This window comes from Bradyrhizobium sp. Gha, from assembly GCF_900113735.1.
Classification (GTDB): Bacteria; Pseudomonadota; Alphaproteobacteria; order Rhizobiales; family Xanthobacteraceae; genus Bradyrhizobium.
The window spans coordinates 34,360-51,547 of the sequence record NZ_FOQM01000033.1 but is presented as its reverse complement, the minus strand read 5'-3'; the positions used below and the strand labels follow the sequence as shown (position 1 = coordinate 51,547).

The 17,188-nt window shown below is 60.2% G+C and carries 15 protein-coding genes and 1 pseudogene; 12 read left to right on the top strand and 4 right to left on the bottom strand.

What is annotated here, in order from left to right; all coding sequences use genetic code 11:
• Window position 1: 1 nt before the first annotated feature.
• Together BM222_RS30385 and BM222_RS30380 are read left to right on the top strand one after the other, a co-directional pair.
• On the top strand, window positions 2-1,273 hold the full coding sequence (locus BM222_RS30385; protein ID WP_092236477.1) for a DUF892 family protein: 1,272 nt from the start codon (window positions 2-4) through the stop codon (window positions 1,271-1,273).
• Between the two features lie 329 nt (window positions 1,274-1,602).
• Window positions 1,603-1,969 (top strand): annotated as a pseudogene (locus BM222_RS30380) (YciE/YciF ferroxidase family protein); the annotation flags it as partial.
• A gap of 27 nt (window positions 1,970-1,996) precedes the next feature.
• On the opposite strand, the gene BM222_RS30375 reads toward BM222_RS30380, so the two are convergent.
• The 3 genes from BM222_RS30375 to BM222_RS30365 are packed head-to-tail and all read right to left on the bottom strand — an operon-like array spanning window position 1,997 to window position 3,374.
• A complete protein-coding gene (locus BM222_RS30375) occupies window positions 1,997-2,470 on the bottom strand; it encodes a DUF3147 family protein (RefSeq protein WP_177243566.1) in 474 nt (157 codons plus the stop codon).
• Window positions 2,467-2,814: a DUF3147 family protein gene (locus tag BM222_RS30370; protein WP_092236474.1), complete on the bottom strand. Its 348-nt coding sequence runs from the start codon at window positions 2,812-2,814 to the stop codon at window positions 2,467-2,469. Before BM222_RS30370 ends, BM222_RS30375 begins: the two co-directional genes overlap by 4 nt.
• Complete coding sequence (locus tag BM222_RS30365) at window positions 2,811-3,374, bottom strand: phosphatase PAP2 family protein (RefSeq protein WP_092236471.1); 564 nt, start codon at window positions 3,372-3,374, stop codon at window positions 2,811-2,813. Before BM222_RS30365 ends, BM222_RS30370 begins: the two co-directional genes overlap by 4 nt.
• 617 nt (window positions 3,375-3,991) lie before the next feature.
• Between BM222_RS30365 and BM222_RS42420 the strand changes: the two genes are divergently transcribed.
• The 3 genes from BM222_RS42420 (at window position 3,992) to BM222_RS30345 (ending at window position 6,008) form a co-directional block, all read left to right on the top strand.
• Window positions 3,992-4,228, top strand: a complete 237-nt coding sequence (locus tag BM222_RS42420; protein ID WP_244547323.1) for a manganese catalase family protein — start codon at window positions 3,992-3,994, stop codon at window positions 4,226-4,228.
• A 1,058-nt stretch (window positions 4,229-5,286) separates the two neighbouring features.
• A complete protein-coding gene (locus BM222_RS40435) occupies window positions 5,287-5,730 on the top strand; it encodes a hypothetical protein (protein ID WP_143106103.1) in 444 nt (147 codons plus the stop codon).
• Entirely contained in the window at window positions 5,730-6,008 is a 279-nt protein-coding gene (locus BM222_RS30345) for a hypothetical protein (protein WP_092236460.1), read from the top strand. Before BM222_RS40435 ends, BM222_RS30345 begins: the two co-directional genes overlap by 1 nt.
• Before the next feature lie 29 nt (window positions 6,009-6,037).
• Here BM222_RS30345 and BM222_RS30340 read toward each other — a convergent pair whose 3' ends face one another.
• Window positions 6,038-6,277 (bottom strand): hypothetical protein, encoded by a 240-nt coding sequence (locus BM222_RS30340; protein ID WP_092236457.1) that lies wholly within the window; start codon window positions 6,275-6,277, stop codon window positions 6,038-6,040.
• Between the two features lie 171 nt (window positions 6,278-6,448).
• Between BM222_RS30340 and BM222_RS30335 the strand changes: the two genes are divergently transcribed.
• The 7 genes from BM222_RS30335 (at window position 6,449) to BM222_RS30300 (ending at window position 17,007) form a co-directional block, all read left to right on the top strand.
• Entirely contained in the window at window positions 6,449-6,949 is a 501-nt protein-coding gene (locus BM222_RS30335) for a recombinase family protein (protein WP_349509888.1), read from the top strand.
• Between the two features lie 407 nt (window positions 6,950-7,356).
• A complete protein-coding gene (locus BM222_RS40430; protein ID WP_143106102.1) occupies window positions 7,357-7,767 on the top strand; it encodes a hypothetical protein in 411 nt (136 codons plus the stop codon).
• Window positions 7,764-9,269 (top strand): alpha/beta hydrolase family protein, encoded by a 1,506-nt coding sequence (locus BM222_RS40425; RefSeq protein WP_143106101.1) that lies wholly within the window; start codon window positions 7,764-7,766, stop codon window positions 9,267-9,269. The genes BM222_RS40430 and BM222_RS40425 overlap by 4 nt, the downstream gene beginning before the upstream one ends.
• A gap of 1,054 nt (window positions 9,270-10,323) precedes the next feature.
• A complete protein-coding gene (locus BM222_RS30320; protein ID WP_143106100.1) occupies window positions 10,324-10,869 on the top strand; it encodes a hypothetical protein in 546 nt (181 codons plus the stop codon).
• Window positions 10,870-11,450: 581 nt separating this feature from the next.
• Entirely contained in the window at window positions 11,451-13,142 is a 1,692-nt protein-coding gene (locus tag BM222_RS30315) for a methyl-accepting chemotaxis protein (RefSeq protein WP_092236448.1), read from the top strand.
• A gap of 1,181 nt (window positions 13,143-14,323) precedes the next feature.
• Window positions 14,324-14,956 (top strand): LabA-like NYN domain-containing protein, encoded by a 633-nt coding sequence (locus BM222_RS30310; protein ID WP_092236591.1) that lies wholly within the window; start codon window positions 14,324-14,326, stop codon window positions 14,954-14,956.
• 1,652 nt (window positions 14,957-16,608) lie between these two features.
• The gene (locus BM222_RS30300) at window positions 16,609-17,007 is read left to right on the top strand and encodes a response regulator (protein ID WP_092236442.1); all 399 of its coding nucleotides are present in this window, start codon (window positions 16,609-16,611) and stop codon (window positions 17,005-17,007) included.
• The last annotated feature ends 181 nt before the right edge of the window (window positions 17,008-17,188 follow it).

The window sequence follows — 17,188 nt, the reverse complement described above, 5'->3', positions numbered from 1 at the left end:
CATGTATCACCATGTCAAGAAGCTGATGTTCACGGTTCGGGTCGATGAGCCGGATCCCCGCTTCGGCAACATGCTTCTTGAACAGTTCGGCGGCGCCAACGGCGAACTCGCGGCCGCGATGCAGTATTCCATCCAGGGGCTCAATTGCGAGGATCCGGATCGCAAGGACCTGCTCATGGACATCGGCACCGAGGAACTTAGCCATCTGGAAGTCGTCGGCACGCTGGCCCGGATGCACCTCAAGCCGTCGAAGTTCGACCGTCAGGCGGCCGAGGCCGATCCGCTGATCGCGATCGCCGGCGGCGGCGGGGTGAACCTGTTCAACTCGCAAGGCAACGCCTGGACCGCCGACTATCTCAAGATCACCGGCGAGCTCGACGTCGACCTGCGCAGCAACATCGCCGCCGAGGCCCGGGCCAAGATCGTCTACGAGCGGCTGATCAATTTCACCGAGGATGCTGGCACCAGGGACGCCTTGCAATTCCTGATGACGCGGGAGATCACTCACATGAAGGCGTTCGCGCTTGCACTCGAAAGCATGGCCAAGCCGGCTTTCAGCATCGGCCGCATCGCCCCAACGCCCGGCCTGGTCGACCAGTTCTTCAACGATTCCACGGGCACCGGCGACCATGGCGAGATCGATACCCGCGGGCCCTGGAATGAGGGCGGGGAATGGGTCTTCACGGAATCGCCGGCGATCCAGGCCGGGGACCCGGGTTCTGCGAGCGCCATCGTCACGGAGAGCTCGCCGCCCGCGGACGAGGCAGGTCTCGGTGACCTGCTCATGGATGAACTCCGCGACATCCTTCATGCCGAGAAGCAGTTGACCAAGGCACTTCCCAAGATGGCTGAGGCGGCGCGCTACGATCAGTTGCGCGAATTGTTCGAGCAGCATCTCGCAGAGACCGAGGCTCAGATCGAGCGCATCAATGAAAGCTTCGAACTGCTTGGCAAGTCGGCCCGCGCGAAGCCCTGCAAGGGCATGATGGGCCTCATCGAGGAAGGCGAGGAGATCATCGGTGAGGGCGAAGAGAAGGAAGACGCCGCCGCCGACCTGGCGCTGATCGGAGCCGCGCAGCGGGTCGAGCACTATGAGATCGCGGGCTACACCACCGCCCGCAACCTCGCGCAGCAGCTTCGCCACACTGCCATCGTCGCTTTGCTGTCGAAGTCGCTTGCCGAAGAGGAGAATGCCGATCAGTTGCTAAACCAGGTTGCGCGGTCATTGATGTCGGTCGCGAAGATGCCTGCCGCGATCGAGCCGGCGCAGTAGCCAAAAGTATCCGCAACCGGCCGCCGGTCGGTCCCGTCCGACACCGGCGGCCGGTGTCTGGTCGCGTTGGCCCATACAGACTATGAGCAAAGCCGAACTCTATATTGAAATCGCGGACCGTTACCTAGCCGCGATCGTGAATGCTACGGACCCTGTCGCGAGATGCTATCTCGAGCCGCTGGAGCGGAGCTACCGAGTGCTAGGCGAAAGTGCGGCTCTTCTGGAAAGCTCGTTGGCCGCAAGACGGTATCTAAGGCCCCCGAGAGGGAGATGAGTGAGGCCCGTCCTGTGAATAGAAGTCCTGACGGCAGCTATCCTTCTTCTGGGTCCTTAAGAACCAGCTTGAAGAGACCAACAAGCAGGTGGAGCGGCTGGAGAAGGCCTTCGCGAAGCTCGGGAAGGAGCCGAGCGGCACCAAGTGCCCTGCCATCGATGGCATCATCAAAGGAGGCGGACGAGATCGCCGGCGAGATCGAGGACAAGCCAGTGCTCGACGCCCCCATCGTCGCAAACGCGCAAGCCGTCGAGCATTACGAGATGTGCCGCTACGGCACCCTGATCGCGTGGGCCGAAGAACTCGGGCAGGACGATATCGTGCGCTTTCTCACCACGAACCTGAACGAAGAGAAGGTGGCGAACACCAAGCTCAACACGGTGGCGCTCCGCAAGGGCGTCAACGCCAAGGCTTCCGACGCAGCCAGATCGGCCCAGAAGAAGTCGTCCTCAGCGGCTCCGCGACATCGCGGGGCCTCTGTCTCGTTGTGCCGAGCGCGTGCGCAATTTGCGCCGAGCCAACCAGCCGGTCACGGCGGCAACCAGCCAGGCCAGCGATGCACCGGCGAAGGCGCCCGCCACGCTTCGCTCGACGAGAATCCAGAACACTGCCGCAAAGGCCAGCATGCCAAGCGCGCCCAGCGCAGCGCCGGCGGCATCCAGTGCCGCGGCCTCCTGGCCACGCCGCTTTCCTTCGAGGCCGGCCTCCTTCTTGCGCCGAATTTCATGGGATTCGATGAGGGTCGCGCTGGCGCAGAAGATCGCAGGCAGCGCGAGAAAGAGACCGCCGATCGAGGCGCCGTAGCGGCTGCTGATGAAGCCGGTGAATACGGTCGCGGCGCCACCGAGAGCGAAGCGCACGAGGTACTCGTACCAGCGGCCCTCTCTCAGCGATGACGACGAGAGCTGGATCGGGAGCGTCATGCCTGGCCCCCCGCGATTTTCCAGAGGCCGAAAGCCGCGGCCAGCCAGACAATGATCGTGATCAGCGTTGCAGGCAGGGCCCGCATCCTAGCGCGCATGAGAAGCTGACAGACGACAATGCTGTAGATTGCCAGCGCGACTGCTCCCGCCATCATGGTGAGGCTTTGCGAACTCGCGTAGGCCGGACCATGCCGGTAGATCGCGATGCCGAGCGTCGCCAGCGCGACAGAAGGGGCTGCGCCGAACAATCCTGCGAAACTCTTCGGCTTCAGCACGTCTCCCAGCATCGAGAATGCCGACACGACGGCACCGCCGACCAAAAAACGGATGACGTACTCGCTCATTTCGACCCCTGGGCGGGATAACCGGTCAGCAGGCGAAGAGTTCGCTCGAGAATAGCGCCGAGCGCGAAGCCGGCTACGACGTCACTGGCCCAATGCGCCAGCACTACGATACGCGTCAGGCAGAGACCTACCGCCAGAGCTCGGATCGCCCGGCGGGGCCAAACGGGCAGCGGACCAGCCGCCGATGCGAGCGCGCCCATGTGCAGAGCGTGCCCCGACGGAAAGGCGTCCTTGCGTTTGCCCGAGAACGAGACGCCGTTAAGGTGACCGAGCACCGTCTTTCGGTCCGGACGGGTCTGGTCGAAGACGGACTTCATGAGGTGCGGAAGCACCGCAGCGGCAGCAGCCACAAGCAGCGCATGGTTACCGGCGCGACGCAGCGGCTCACCTTGACTGCGGGTTGCGATCCAGCCTGCCGCCGTGAAAGCCAGCAGGATCTTTTCGTCGGCTCCCCAGGTCAGCAAGCGGGCCACCGCCTCGGTGCGATGGTTGGTCTTGCGCGCAACGGTCCGCGCGATCCGCACATCGGTGCTTGTGGGTTTCACATTAAGAAGAGCCATCGGTCCTCCGCTTTTCGATCGGCGGAGACCATAACGCCGCAGCAGGTGCCGGGGTTCAACTCCGGCAACGGAAGCGGTCGGGCAACCCGTTGTTGTCGAAAGGATTGGCGGCGCCGTGAAACGAAAGCGCGGTCTACGTTGACGCTCTTGGCGATGGCGGTGCTCGCTGCGGCGGCCGGCTATCTCCGGTTTGGTGGCAGGGATTCAGATGCGGTGCGGGCTGACTACGGTGTCACGACCAAGAAGGCTGCCGAGCGCGCCCGTGCGAGCGTCCTGCCCACCTATCCGCAACTGAGAACCGAATCGAAATAATCCCTCATGCGCGCAAACTTGCCCGTCGTGACGGCGCCTCGCCGGCGTCACAAGGCAAGGGCGACTGGTGCTGCGCCCGCGACATCGCGTATGTCCGGACGCCGATCGCCTCCTGCTCGCGTCCACCCCCGTGCTGATGTGGGCGATCACCGGCCCGCTTTTCGGTTCAGCGACTCCTTGGGCCGCGAGATGCGGAAAGAGCTCGCAGGCCATCGGTGGCGCCGAGCGCGAGATCTTCTGCGTCAAGCCAATCCGTTCGTCGGCGCCGTCGTGAACGGCGGCGAAAGACCGCGTCACCCAAGTGAATGCTGCATCGGCACATCCTCTCGACCGGCATGTCGGCATTCCCCGCGGATTGCGACCGCGTGCCGTTCGGTCGCTCGCACATCTGCGCCAGCGGCAATCCAACAGGCGACATGTGTTGCAACGCGGCTGAATCCACCCGACGCACGCTCGCCGTACGTCTCTACAAGTCGACGAGCGATCCCGGCATGCAGGGAATGCTGAGCTACCTCATCGCGCGCGACATGATGTACCATTAGCAGTGGCTTGCGGTGATAGAGGAGATGGGAGCCAAAGCATCGCTGCCGATCCCCAACAGCTTGGATCGCAAAGGAAGCGACCGAGTTCAGTTACATGTTCATGGGCCCCGAGCTCGGCGACGGCTCTCTGCAAAGCCGGCCGCTATTGCGAGGGTCCTTCACTTAACGGCAAGGGGACGTTCACCTTCAGCGGCGGGTTCGAGCCCCTGGGTCAAAAGCCGGTACTCGGGCCGTCGAGGCCTGACAGCAGCGCGCAGGTGGAGCAGATGAACGAGCCGCCCATGTACGAATGCGCTGAGCTGAAGTGGTATAGCGGGCCCGCTACTGCTTCAACTTAAACGCTAGAAGGCCTCCGGGGTCGGACCGGAAGCCTTCTGGCTCACTGGGGTACATCCGCCCGAGTGAACTTCCATGCGGTTGCCGGAGCTGCCGCTCTATGTCCAAAGCTTGCTCTGCGTTGCGGACCTTCTTGAGAAGTTCGTTCTTCTCAGCCCCGATCGGCTTGGCGTGAGCTCGCTTCCTCATGTGCTCCGCGAATTGAGCCAAGCGGTCTTCCAGAGAGGTTGTTTGCTTGATCCGCCTGCGCTTCAATCCCATCGCGTTTCCTTTTCTTGATTTGATGAGGATATGCAATTCGGCACGACGCGCCCACAACACAGGTTAATCTCGGACGATCGTTGAAGCGGCAAAGTCACTCGGCGAGGAATGTCGGCCCATCAAGGGCTTGTTCGGTTGGTTACTCAGCTTGCTCTGACGACTTGGCCCGTTTTGGAATCTTAGCTGAGCGTACTTCGGCTTCTTCATAACAAATGTTAGCAGCCTGACACAGGCAATAGGTTTAAGCAGAGCAACCATTCTTCACGATTGCCGTTTTACCCAGCACAGATACACGAATAGAGGCAGCCGAGACATTTGCACGAGCCCCGTCCCACAATCGATCCGCACGACCCCGCCGCCTGCAGTCAATGGGCACTTCGCTTGGGAACAAACGTCAGCCCAGCGCCTTTGTTGCTGCTAAGGCCATGGTGTAAGATGTGACGGAATCAAGCTGAGGCTCGATGATGAGCGATTTTATTCCGCCAGAAAAGCCAACTGCTGATGTTACGCCGCTGCACCCAGCGGCGCAGCCGCGTGACCCCGGCCCAGTGCCCGGTTATCCCAATCTGAGGCCCAGACCACCTTGGAAGCCCGGCGAGTGTGGTCATCCGAACCCCGGTGGGCGGCGGCGACGGTTGACCGAAGCATTCATCACGGATTTCCAGACGATCTGGGAAACAGAAGGTCTGGCCGCCATCCTTCGCGTTGCACGCAGCGATCCCCCGACGTTCGTAAAAGTTGCGGCGAGTCTGCTGCCGAAGGACATCAATCTCAAAGCCACGCTCGATGTTGATGCCACGACCTTTGCCACGAATTTCCGGCAGGCAGTTGAGCTATTGGGCAACGAGTTGCCGTCTAGCCGGCGCATGAAGGTGATCGATGTCGATGATACCGACCATCACTGATGCTGAGCATCACGATCCGCGTGATCCGTTATGATCTGTCTGGGATCAGGACAGTCGCAGAATTGATCGGATATCTGGTCGCTGTGGCACGCGAGCGCGGGTTGGATGAGGTCGCGGTCGTTGAACGGTTCGTCATGCAAGCGAAGCCTTACCGCGAGCGGGTCGAGGAAGCGGAGCCGCTGCTGCGGTCGCTTGGCTATGTTGCGGTTGGTGATCGCTTGCGGAAGCTGCGGCGTGGCCTGAAGACGAAACCGTCCAGCCGGTGGCCACGCAAATGAACAGGAAGCAAAACGCGCTCCGGAGGCGACTAGAGAGGCTGCCTGATATTCCGCACATCTCTGATGAGGACATGCAGCGCCTCGTGCATCACCGGATGGTTGTTCGCGACTGCCAGCGTCGCCATCGCCAGCGGCAACAGAATGGCGCTCGCTGTCTGCGCATCGTTATTTGCGATGCTGATCGGACACTTGATGCCTTCGTGAGGGTTGGCGTGCTCGCGGAAGCGGAGAGAAACAATGATGCGGCGATCGAGCGGGCCGTTGCGCAACTTTGCAGGGAGGGGTTTCAATCTATTAACGCGCGGCAGAAGGCATCTGCCTGACTCCAGAGATTGAATTCGCTATGCCAGCATCTTCTTCACCATTTTCCTTCCGCTCTGGCAGTCCCCTCACCTCTTCTTACATTTGGTTTGTGTAACAAACCATGACCGGGAAAGTGGATCAGCTACCTGCGGGTTTCCACCAAGAGGCAGGGCAAATCGGGCCTTGGCCTTGAAGCCCAGCGCCATACCGTCGATGAGTTTCTGAACGGCGGCAACTGGACGCAGTTGGAAGCGGCACTCAAAGCTTGCCGTGCTTATGGTGCCAAGCTGGTGATCGCGAAGCTCGACCGTCTGTCTCGTGACGCTCACTTTCTGTTAGGGCTTGAGAAGGCTGGCGTTGACTTTGTCGCCGCCGATATCCCGAACGCCAACCGATTGACCGTCGGCATCATGGCGATGCTGGCGGAGGAAGAACGGCGCACGATCAGCAAGCGCACCAAGGACGCGCTGGTGGCGGCGAAGCGACGCGGTGTGAAGCTCGGGGGAGATCGCGGCGTGAGGCCAACCGCAAGGCCCGTAAGCTCGCTATCGAGGTGCTACGTCAGCGCGCGGCTGCAAGGGCTTCCGATATCGCGCCAGTCATTGCGGAGCTACGGGCGAGCGGCGCAACGAGTCTGAAGGCCATAGCAGCTGGCCTTACCGAAAAAGCCATTGCGACCGCACGCGGCAAGAACGCATGGACCGAGACGCAGGTGAGACGCGTGCTCGAACGCCTACAATAATCCAAAACAATACCGAGCTACCTCCGCTAGGTACCATGACCACGTCCGGATACCGAGGCGTACCCCCCGCAATGGACATGGAACAAACTTTCTTTGCCTCGCGACACGCTGGCGCTACAATGGCGAATGAGAGCGGAAGCCGTGCGACATCGTTGCAGGCCAACTCCGTGTTGAGGGCAGCGATTTTTAGACGAACGGCTTACGTAGCGTCGAACGGCTTCCTTGGTGCCCTGGGAGATGGGCACCGGAGCAAACCGAATAGCGAAGACAAGTCCAGCCCCTTGCCGAACGTTACATACTCCCATGAGGCTTTTTGCACGCACAACAATTCTTTTGTTCGGTTTCGCCGTAGCGATAGGAGCTGCTGCCGAGGCAACGCCGCTCGCCTTTGACAGTGACATGCTTATTGGGGTGTCTGTCACTGAGGCGGATTGCAGGGCGCAAACTGGAAGAGTTTGGGTAAGAGTTGAAAACAGCGGTTTCTGCAGCCGCTTTTGGCTTTCAACCGTCGGCGGAATTAAGGATGAAGCGCTGGTTGCTTTTCATGGCGACATTGGCGCTAGGATAGACGGCGTGCTGCAACTTGTAGAGCAGGCAAGATCAATTAGCGATGAATTCCTACAAAACCATGCCGATTCCAGTTCGCGCCTCTATAGGGCCCTTACATCTGGATCGCTCGGCCGGGCACGTTTGGATCGTCCGGCAACCATGTGAAGATTCGAAGAACCTTATTAGAAATCCGTGTTGCTAATGCCGTTCTAGATGCTCTTAAGCAGCAGTATGGCTTCAAGCGGTTTCATCTCGTCGGCCACTCCGGAGGTGGGCACACCGTCGCCGGGCTCGTGCAGCTGCGAACCGACATTGGCTGCGCCGTGATCGCATCCGCCGCAATTTCCCTTCGTTCACAGATGCGCGACAGCGGGCACCCGATTGTCGGCCAGTATCCATATTACGATCCGATCGACCACGTGGATGTCTTAAAGCAGCGGCCCGATCTACGGCTGTTCGTGGTCTCGGATCGCAACGACAAGGTTGTGTCCTACCGCTCCCAGCTTGAATTTGTCGAACGCGTAAAGGCTTACAATCTTTCAATTACGCAAGTAACTGCCACGGCCACAGACAAGAACTCCCATGACTTATTTTACCAAGGGCTCCGGCTCGCAGTCGATTGTGCCCATCGGGAATACGACCTTATCAATGCCCCCAGCGGCCTGAGCGAGCGCGCGATCACGGTGAAGAAGGGCGAATCCGTCGCGACCATCCTGCGCGATCTCGGCGCTTCGGCAGAGGATATCTCTGCACTGACAGCGGTTCTCGGCGCGCGCGGGCGCGACGGGGGCCTGCGCGAAGGGGAGACGCTACGCGTCCTTTTCGCCGCTAACGCTGGACGATCGCGCGTCGTGCGAGTCGTGGTGGTTGGCGAGAGTGAGATCGAGGCAGTGGTCGCGCTCTCGGATAGCAGCAAATACGTCTCGATCGCGCCGGGCGCGTTCTCCGGAGTACTCGCGCCGCCCCCCGCCCATCCGAACCCGCCGCAGCTCGCGCCGCCTGCCTGGCCGTCCGCTGTGGCGCTAGCAAGCGTCGGTCCTGTGCCCAGTAACGCGATCAAGTTGCTCTCGGCGGACCCGGGCGCCGTGCCACCGGCCGCCGCACCTCCAGTACTAGCCAAGCTCATGGCGCAGAAGGTCGTGCTCTATGACGAGGATCCGTCCGACCCCAAGGGCAAGCAATATGTCGGCTCGGTGGTGTGGCGGCTCGAGCCGATCAAGGCGTCGGGCAACCAGAAAGCCGGCGTCGCCGTGCGCGCCGACATCGAGATCCCCGATCGCAAGTTCAAGATGACGATGTCGTTCCGCCGCAACACCGACTCGTCGCTGCTTGCAAGTCACACGGCCGAGCTGACCTTCATCCTGCCGCCGGACTTTCCGGGTGGCAGCGTCTCCAACGTGCCGGGCATCCTGATGAAGTCGAACCAGCAGGCGCGCGGCACGCCGCTCGCAGGGCTCCTCGTCAAGGTCACCGACGGCTTCTTCCTGGTCGGCCTCTCCAATCTCGATGCCGATCGCGCCCGCAACGTCCAGCTCCTGAAGGAGCGCTCCTGGTTCGACGTGCCGCTGGTCTACGCCAACCAGCGCCGCGCCATCATAGCCTTCGAGAAGGGCGAGCCGGGGGAACGCGCGTTCAAGGACGCGCTAACAGCGTGGGCAGAGGACTAACCCCGCCCCCAAAAAATCGGTCGTTTCCGTGATCCTAACTTGGCGCATCTCCTTGGCCCGCTTCGTACCGACGATGCGAACATAAGCGGAATTGAGAACGCATCGGAAACTAGGGCAACTCGTGGGGAACCGCGCCTCCATCGCTGGACGGAAACAAACGCCAAAGCTTGGAAACCGCTAAGAGTCGATCTGGAACGCCTATCCAAAATACGAAACAGCCTCGCCCACTATCCCGTGATGAACTACGGAAATGACACGCCGGGACAGCGAATTGCGTTGCTGCCTAGATTTGGCAAGCCATCTAAGTTTAAACAGAAGCTGCCGAAGCCGCCGTCAGGGTCACTAACGCTTCGCGACATGGCTTTACCGCGCTCATGTTCGGGCTTGAGGCTTTCCAGAAGACCTTGCAAAAGAAAGCAATCCAATTTTCCAGCGGCGGCTACACAGCCGGGGAAGATTCCAAGTTTGGCGCACATAGCCAGCCAGATGAAACGTGTAATGCAGATGAGGACCGGAGCATACACTTGTACGTGCAGAGGCCCGGCCATGTCAGCTAGGTGGAGTACAGCGATTAGTGCGGACCATGGTCTGGACGGCCATGCCGGGCTGAGTGTGGCTTACCGCGACGAGCTATTGGCGTGCGTATAGCGAGGAAGTGATTGCCTTGGTCGCTCGTGGGGTTGCATTCGACTACCTCTGATGATCACGAGCACGATTGAACGGTTCGATAGTTTTGGTGTCGCTATCGCCTCAAGGAATTGTTCACTTTGAAACGCAGGCGTTCAGTTCCACAGTTAGCTAAGCAATGCTCCTCGATTGAGGCGTCGGTGTTCCCCCATTCGAGACGAGCATGTTAACTTGACCGCATCCCACCATTGGCGCAGCATTATTACAACACGCATAGTCGTCGTGTCCCTGCGGGGCAGCGCAGCACCACGCCAGAGTAACGGCACTCTACACTCGCCATCGCTGACGTATTCCAAGTCGGGTTCAGCATCCGCCGCCTGATCTTGTGCGCTATCCGCTTGAACACATCACTGCAAGGGAGGCCAAAATGTCGAGAACGACATCCAACGTTACCCTGCCACAGCAAGCCGCCAATCAGTTACCGCAGAAGGCCACGGATCATCTACCGCCCACTCTCCAGCCGCCCGGACCGAATATCGTCTGGGCCAATCCCACGGAAGTCCACAACACACTTAGCAACCCGGAAATCCTGCAAGGCCATGCGGGGCATGCTGATGTTTTCGTATTCGATGTCGGGGCCGAGATCGCGCATGGCGTCGGGGTCGGCGGAGAACAATATACAGAGCTACAGGGCTTTGATCCGGGGCTGGATACGATTGCGTTTATAGACCTTCTTCCTGGGGTCAAAGTGGAGCAGAGCATTTCCGCGGAAAACTTGGGCTTGGGAGACCCTGCTGTGCCCGACACGTTAGAAAAGATTTACTATGGGTCAGGTGGTGAGTGGTCTCACAATCTTATGTTGGCGGACAACAACGGGAACGGTGGCAGCATGTCATTTGCCCTTGACCATACCGTCAATCTGATCGATGGGACCACCATAACGGTACCAGCTGATCCTTGGCTGATCGCCTGAATGTGAAGTCCAAAGCCCAAATGGCCCCGACGTCCAAACGCGTCGGGACCCTTTTGTCCTTATCGGCCTCTCTGCCGACGCATTCGAGAAATAAACCAACGCACTACTGTGTGTTTGCGCGGTCGATGATCGCTGAAGTCTGCGGCGATCGTTCATCCAGTTGGTGCAGTCGGTGAAGCTGAACTCTGAGGCTGGCGGGCAGGTCTTCATCCTTAAGGTATGCTGGCAGCCTTTCACCGATCTCGCGCCGTTTCCCCGACTCGCGGTGGTTGAGGTTTTGGCTCGGCTCCCGCCGCCCTGCTCAACGGATGACTGGAGGTCTAAAACCGCAGCTACTCTCTTGCTGTTCTCCTACAGGTACAATACGACCTCGCTCGGCGTGCCTTTCGGCATTTCGCGCAGTGGCCATCTACCCCACGCAAGTTACGGCCGCAGGTAAGAATCGCTTAAAGGAATATCGATACAACTTGTGCTAGCATGGGGCCATCGGCAATCGGCCTCGATCCCGGGAGCGAGACGGCCACCGTCAGATGCATTGCGACGGAGGGCGTTATTAATGATGTCCTTTGGGGAGCCATGCCATGTTTTTCAATATTTCCATACGAACCAAGATTACCGCCGTCGTCGTCGGCTTCTTGGTGGCTCTGATCGCCACCAGCGCGCTCGCAATCTGGAAGATGCAGGTGATCAACGCCGCGGTCGTTGACATCCAGACCAACTGGCTTCCGAGCGTTCGCGTGCTCGGCGAGCTGCGCGCAAACACGATCACTTACCGCAACGCGGTGCGACAGCACCTCTTGAACGACCGTGCAGAGGACAAGGCGGACTTTGACAAGCGGATCGAGCAGATCGCCGAAAGGATGGCGCGGAATACCGCGGACTACGAGAAGCTCATCTCCGGTCCGCAGGAGCGTGCGCTCTACGACGAATGGCGCGGGATTTGGAACGAGTACATGAAGGGGGCGCAGGAGGTGCTGCGTCTGTCGCGCGCCGCGGTTGGCCGTTTCCCCCAAGAGGCCAACGAGCTCAACAGCAAGACCGTCAATCCCGTCGGCCTGAAGGCCGACAAGGTCCTGACAAGTGCCATCGACCTGAACAACAAGGGCGCGGACGAGGCCGGAGCGGAGGCCGCGGCCGCCTACAAGCATACCTTCACTACTGTAGTGGCGATGGCGACGACCGCTGGCGTCCTCGGCGCCCTCGTCGCCTTCTTCTTGGTGAGAAGCGTCTCGCGAGGGATCGCCGCGATCGTGTCGCCGATGCAAGCGCTCAGTGCCGGTGATCTGTCGGCAGAGGTCACGCGTCAGGGCGAGCGCACCGAGATCGGGCAAATGGCCGATGCCTTGCAGGTGTTCAAGGAGGCGCTGATCGCCAAGAAGGGGGCAGAGGAAACCAGGGCCGAGCAGGAGCGGGAGCAGGCCAAGCTCCAGCGGCGCAACGTGGATCAACTTGCCGACGCATTCGAGACTGCGGTGGGCGAAATCGTTCAGACGGTCTCCTCAGCTTCAAGTCAACTTGAATCGTCTGCAAGCGCGCTGAGGTCGACGGCCGAACACACGCAGAACGTGGCGACCGGCGTCGCCGCGGCTTCCGAGGAAGCGACGACCAACGTCCAGTCGGTGGCGTCCGCCTCCGAACAGTTGGCGGCCTCAGTGGGAGAAGTCGGCCGACAGGTGCAGGAGTCCTCGCGCATCGCAAGCGAGGCGGTCCGACAGGCCGGAACAATGAATCAACAGATTACGCGTTTGGCGCAGGCAGCCGCGCGAATTGGCGACGTCATTGATCTCATCAACAGCATTGCTGGCCAAACCAATCTCCTGGCGCTCAACGCTACGATCGAGGCAGCTCGTGCAGGCGACGCCGGTCGCGGCTTCGCCGTGGTGGCGAGCGAGGTCAAGGTGTTGGCCGAACAGACCGCCAAGGCGACCGAAGAGATCAGCCAGCAGGTCGGGAGCATGCAGGAGGCCACCGGCAAATCGGTCGCAGCCATCACGGACATCAGCAGCACCATTTCTAGAATGTCCGAAATCGCGGCCACCGTTGCCGCTGCGATGGAGCAGCAGGGCGCAGCGACGCACGAGATTGCTCGAAACATCCAGCAGGCGGCTCAGGGCACCGACGAGGTCAGTGCCGGGGTTGCGGACGTGCAACGGGGCGCGGCCGAAACGGGCAGCGCATCGGCGCAGCTCCTGTCATCTGCCACGCTGCTGTCGCGCGATTCGACCCGCCTCAAGGACGAGGTCGCGAATTTCCTGCGCACTGTTCGCGCATGATCGGTTCCTTCAACGCAAGTACTTGGCAGATCGGGTCTCGCCTCGCGCTACCGGTAAACAAGTGTTCGAATAGAGAACTACCGTGACAGCTGCATAAAATTGGCGCCTCCGCTTTCGCGCCATACTGGCGCATGGTTCGTCCCGCTCGACGAGATCCCAGGCGGTTGAGCCGTTTGGCGCAGGTTGGGTCAACAGCTCCGTTTGACCAGCGCTGGGGCGCTTCCGCTGTCGAGAAGAAAGCGCGGCCGGGCTCGAAATAAGCGTCCCGGCCGCGCTCTATTTTCTAACTGAGCGCTGAAATCCCAGTTGGCGTTTAGGGTGCAACGGCTATGCCACAGGCTTATGACGCGAGGTCCGCCTAGGGCGTCAAAATGCGAAGAACTCAGGTTGAGCAGGTTGAGCACATCTGGTCCGCTCCACCGCGATGAGCGGACCTCCGGCAGACGCGGCGCAACTTCGCAGATGGGACCAGCAGCGGAAATCGGCGATGGCTCTACAACCGGCACTGGGTCGCATGGGCGCGCCACTGCAGGACCAAGTAGGCGCAGGACGCAATGCGCGGACCGCATCCTGATTTCAGCGAGCGCAGCCACGGGTCACACGGCGGCAATCCGCGATCTTGCCGCGCCATGGCGGTGCTCGCGAATGACGCTCTAGTCGCGCAACGTCTCGCGTCGGCGGTGTCGAGGGAGCAGCGATCGCGTCTGAACCACCTGTCCAGTGAAGCTGCGGGCACTAGCCAAGTCCGCGCCCACGACGGGGAGAAGTCGCTGGCGTAAGATTCGGCAGGCCGAACTGAGCGACGGCGGCCTGATGCCGTTAGCTACAAACCCGCCAACCTCCAGCAGCATTGTCGTCCATCTTCTCGCGCAGCTGGACTTTGCGTCCTGGCGGTGGAAGAGGGCGATCGCACCTTACTAGAGGTGCGGCACAGGGATTACACCGATAGCGCTGACCCAACTTATCACTCGAACGTCTCCTCATCGACGCCGCTGGACCATCCGAGCTTAGGAAGTTGCTCACGAATTAATCTTGCGGACCAGAAAAGTGTTTGAAGGTTAAAGCATTGCGGTATAGCCTATTGGGGCAATTTATCCTGAAACATTTGGGAGTGCTGCTTCATTGGCGGGCGCATGTGCGATGAGCCTGCTGTGACTCTTCGCACTCCAGAGATCGCCATCATGCCATTTGCCGGTAAGATTGCCCTTTTCATCGATGGAGCCAATCTCCATGCCACAGCGAAGGCGCTCGGCTTCGATATCGACTACAAGCGCCTGCTGAGCGAATTTCAGAGTCGAGGCCCGCTCCTGCGCGCGTTCTACTACACAGCGATTATCGAGGATCAGGAATACTCCTCGATCCGCCCGCTGATCGACTGGCTGGACTACAACGGCTACACCGTCGTCACCAAGGCGACCAAGGAATTCATCGACGCCTCCGGCCGCCGCAAGGTCAAGGGCAACATGGACATCGAGCTCGCCGTCGACGCTATGGAGCTCGCCGAGCACATCGATGAGATGGTGCTGTTCTCGGGTGACGGAGACTTCCGCTCCGTGGTCGAGGCCGTGCAGCGGCGCGGCGTCCGCGTCACCGTGATCTCCACGACCGCGAGCCATCCCCCTATGATCGCCGACGAGCTGCGCCGCCGAGCCGACGTGTTCACCGATCTTGTCGAGCTCCAAGCTAAGATCGGTCGGAACCCGTCCGAACGGCCAGTGTCGCGAGAGCGCGAGACGCGCTCGCGCTCACCCCAGGTCCCAGAGCGAGAAACCATCGCAGGACATAGGGGAAATGATAGCGTGCTCGACGAGTGAGCTCGATCGAGCCCCGACCGCTGGTCGGCCGTCCAGTCGCTGTATAGGTCGTTGCTAGTGACGGAGCAGCCCCCGGAGCGCGCCGAATAAAGCCCGGCATTTGCGCCGGGCTGATCGCCAATATGGATCGGTTCTCAGCAATAGACCGGATCAGAGAACAGTCCGAGCGCACCGTCGGTTCGGTTTCTGACACTGCGATGCTTGCCAAAGGAGCTCCGTAAATTGTGTTGCTGTTTTGTCGCGCTCGTATTCTGAGAAGAGGCGCCAGCGAGGTGCGCTTTGACGCGCAACAAGGCCTCAGCAAATTGCATTCGAAAGTAATGTGAAGTCTAAACCGAAGGTAGTTCCGGTTAGCGGCTTCAGCGGAACCCAACTGGCTGCCACCAAACGATAAATTTGGTTATCGCCTGTAATCATGATGACTCCGTCGCGAAATTGAAAAATATGTTTGGGGAAAACATGGGAGGTTGGAATGGAAGCTGCCCGCCGCTTTCGCGCAATGGCTTTGCTTTGCCGGCAGAGTGCCGCGCGACAGCCTGAGAGGAGCTGGAAGCTGCTCGCTGAAGCAGAGTACTGGGAGCATCTGGCGGCTGCTGCTCTAGCTCATTGCGCGTTGCCTTAGATCTTCGACCTTCTCTTTTCGTCCCCTCTTGGTTCAAGCCCTTTTCTGCAACAAGCAAAGTAGCGAAGGTCCGTTACGGCCCTGCGGGCGTCGCGGTCCTTTGGGCCTTTGCTCTCTGCGCGCCGACATCAGGGCGCAGAAGCAGAGAGACAGCTGCGCGCCAAGAGGCGCCATTCGAGAACGAAAGACGCCGCCAACGGAGGCGGACTTGAGTTCACTTTCTGGCGCAGCTTCCTGGTGATCTCTCGAAGGTCAGCAGCATACTCCTCGACGATCCGGTGTACTTCTTCCAGCCGCGACGGCTTGGCTTCGTTACCATTTGGCCTTTTGTCAGCGTTGGGCATGGCCCGCAGAGTTCGCTTGTGACAGCGGGGAAGCTTGATCTAACTCAAGCAAACTGAGGCAAACTTGTTCGGCGGCTCAGGATACCAGACGACCGAGACCGACATCGCGCGCTGCGGGTCAGCCCTGCGAGCCGGTCCGCGGGGCTGTTGCCTCGCTAGTCGCGAAGTGTCCGAATGTCCTGATTTGCTCGTGCCGTACTTTAACGGTCTACTTTTCGTGAGTTGTTTGTTCTAGATCAATTCAACCATACGGTGAGCGGATATAGTCGCAGTTGCCTGGCTGCTCACCACCCCGAGTTTGTCCGGCAATGAGGCCACGGGGACCGGACGCCCCGGGGCCTCTATTCCCAGAGAGGGAGCAATGCCAGATCAGGATCGAAGCAAGAGCAGCCCTCCTCAAATATTCCTTGATTGGAAGGAGGAACGGCTCATCGATGTGGGGGAGGACACCTGGATTCAGGCGTTCATGGACCGCTTTCTTGAACTACTGAGGGCCATTGGGCGGAAGCCCAAAGAGTAAGCCCGATCCGTGTTGGTGTCACGGTTTGTTCCCGCGCGACGGTGGGACCGGTCTGTTTCCGACCTCAGTGCCTCGTTTGACTGTGGCAGTGGCCTAAGTTCACTTTCGCACATTGGAACCAATCTGTTAGCTCTGCGTGGTACACCGGCGGCTGGGGAGACCATCAGTGTCAGAGCTATCGCTTGCCGTTCTCGTCGTCGAAGACGAACAGCTAATCTGGGAGCTGGTTGAGGACGCTCTCGTTGACGGCGGATATGAAGCCGAAATCGCCGTTACGGGCGAGGATGCAATTACCCTGTTGCAGGGACCGAATAGAAAATATCGGGCGCTCGTCACCGACGTCAATCTCGCCGGCACCGTAGATGGCTGGGAGGTGGCAAGGTGCGCCCGAGCCATCGACCCCCACTTCCCCGTCGTGTACATGTCAGGCGCCAGTGCGGACAAATGGCCGATACAGGGCGTCCCAAAAAGCGTCTTGCTCCCAAAGCCATTTGCCCCAGCACAGTTGGTGACGGCCCTTTCCAATCTGCTCAACGCAACTCTGCCCGGCGCTCCATCAGAGTAAGACTGCGTCAGTCGGAAAAAAGAGGCCCCAACTCGCAAGGGGGGCGATGGAGCTGGGGCCTATCGGGGTCGCCCTTGGGGAAGGGCATCGGGAAACTCGGCAATTGCAGGAATGTTCCTGTCCTAAGGTCGCCTCAGTTAGCGTCCTCTTTCATTTCAGCACTTGGCGACCGGTCGCCGTT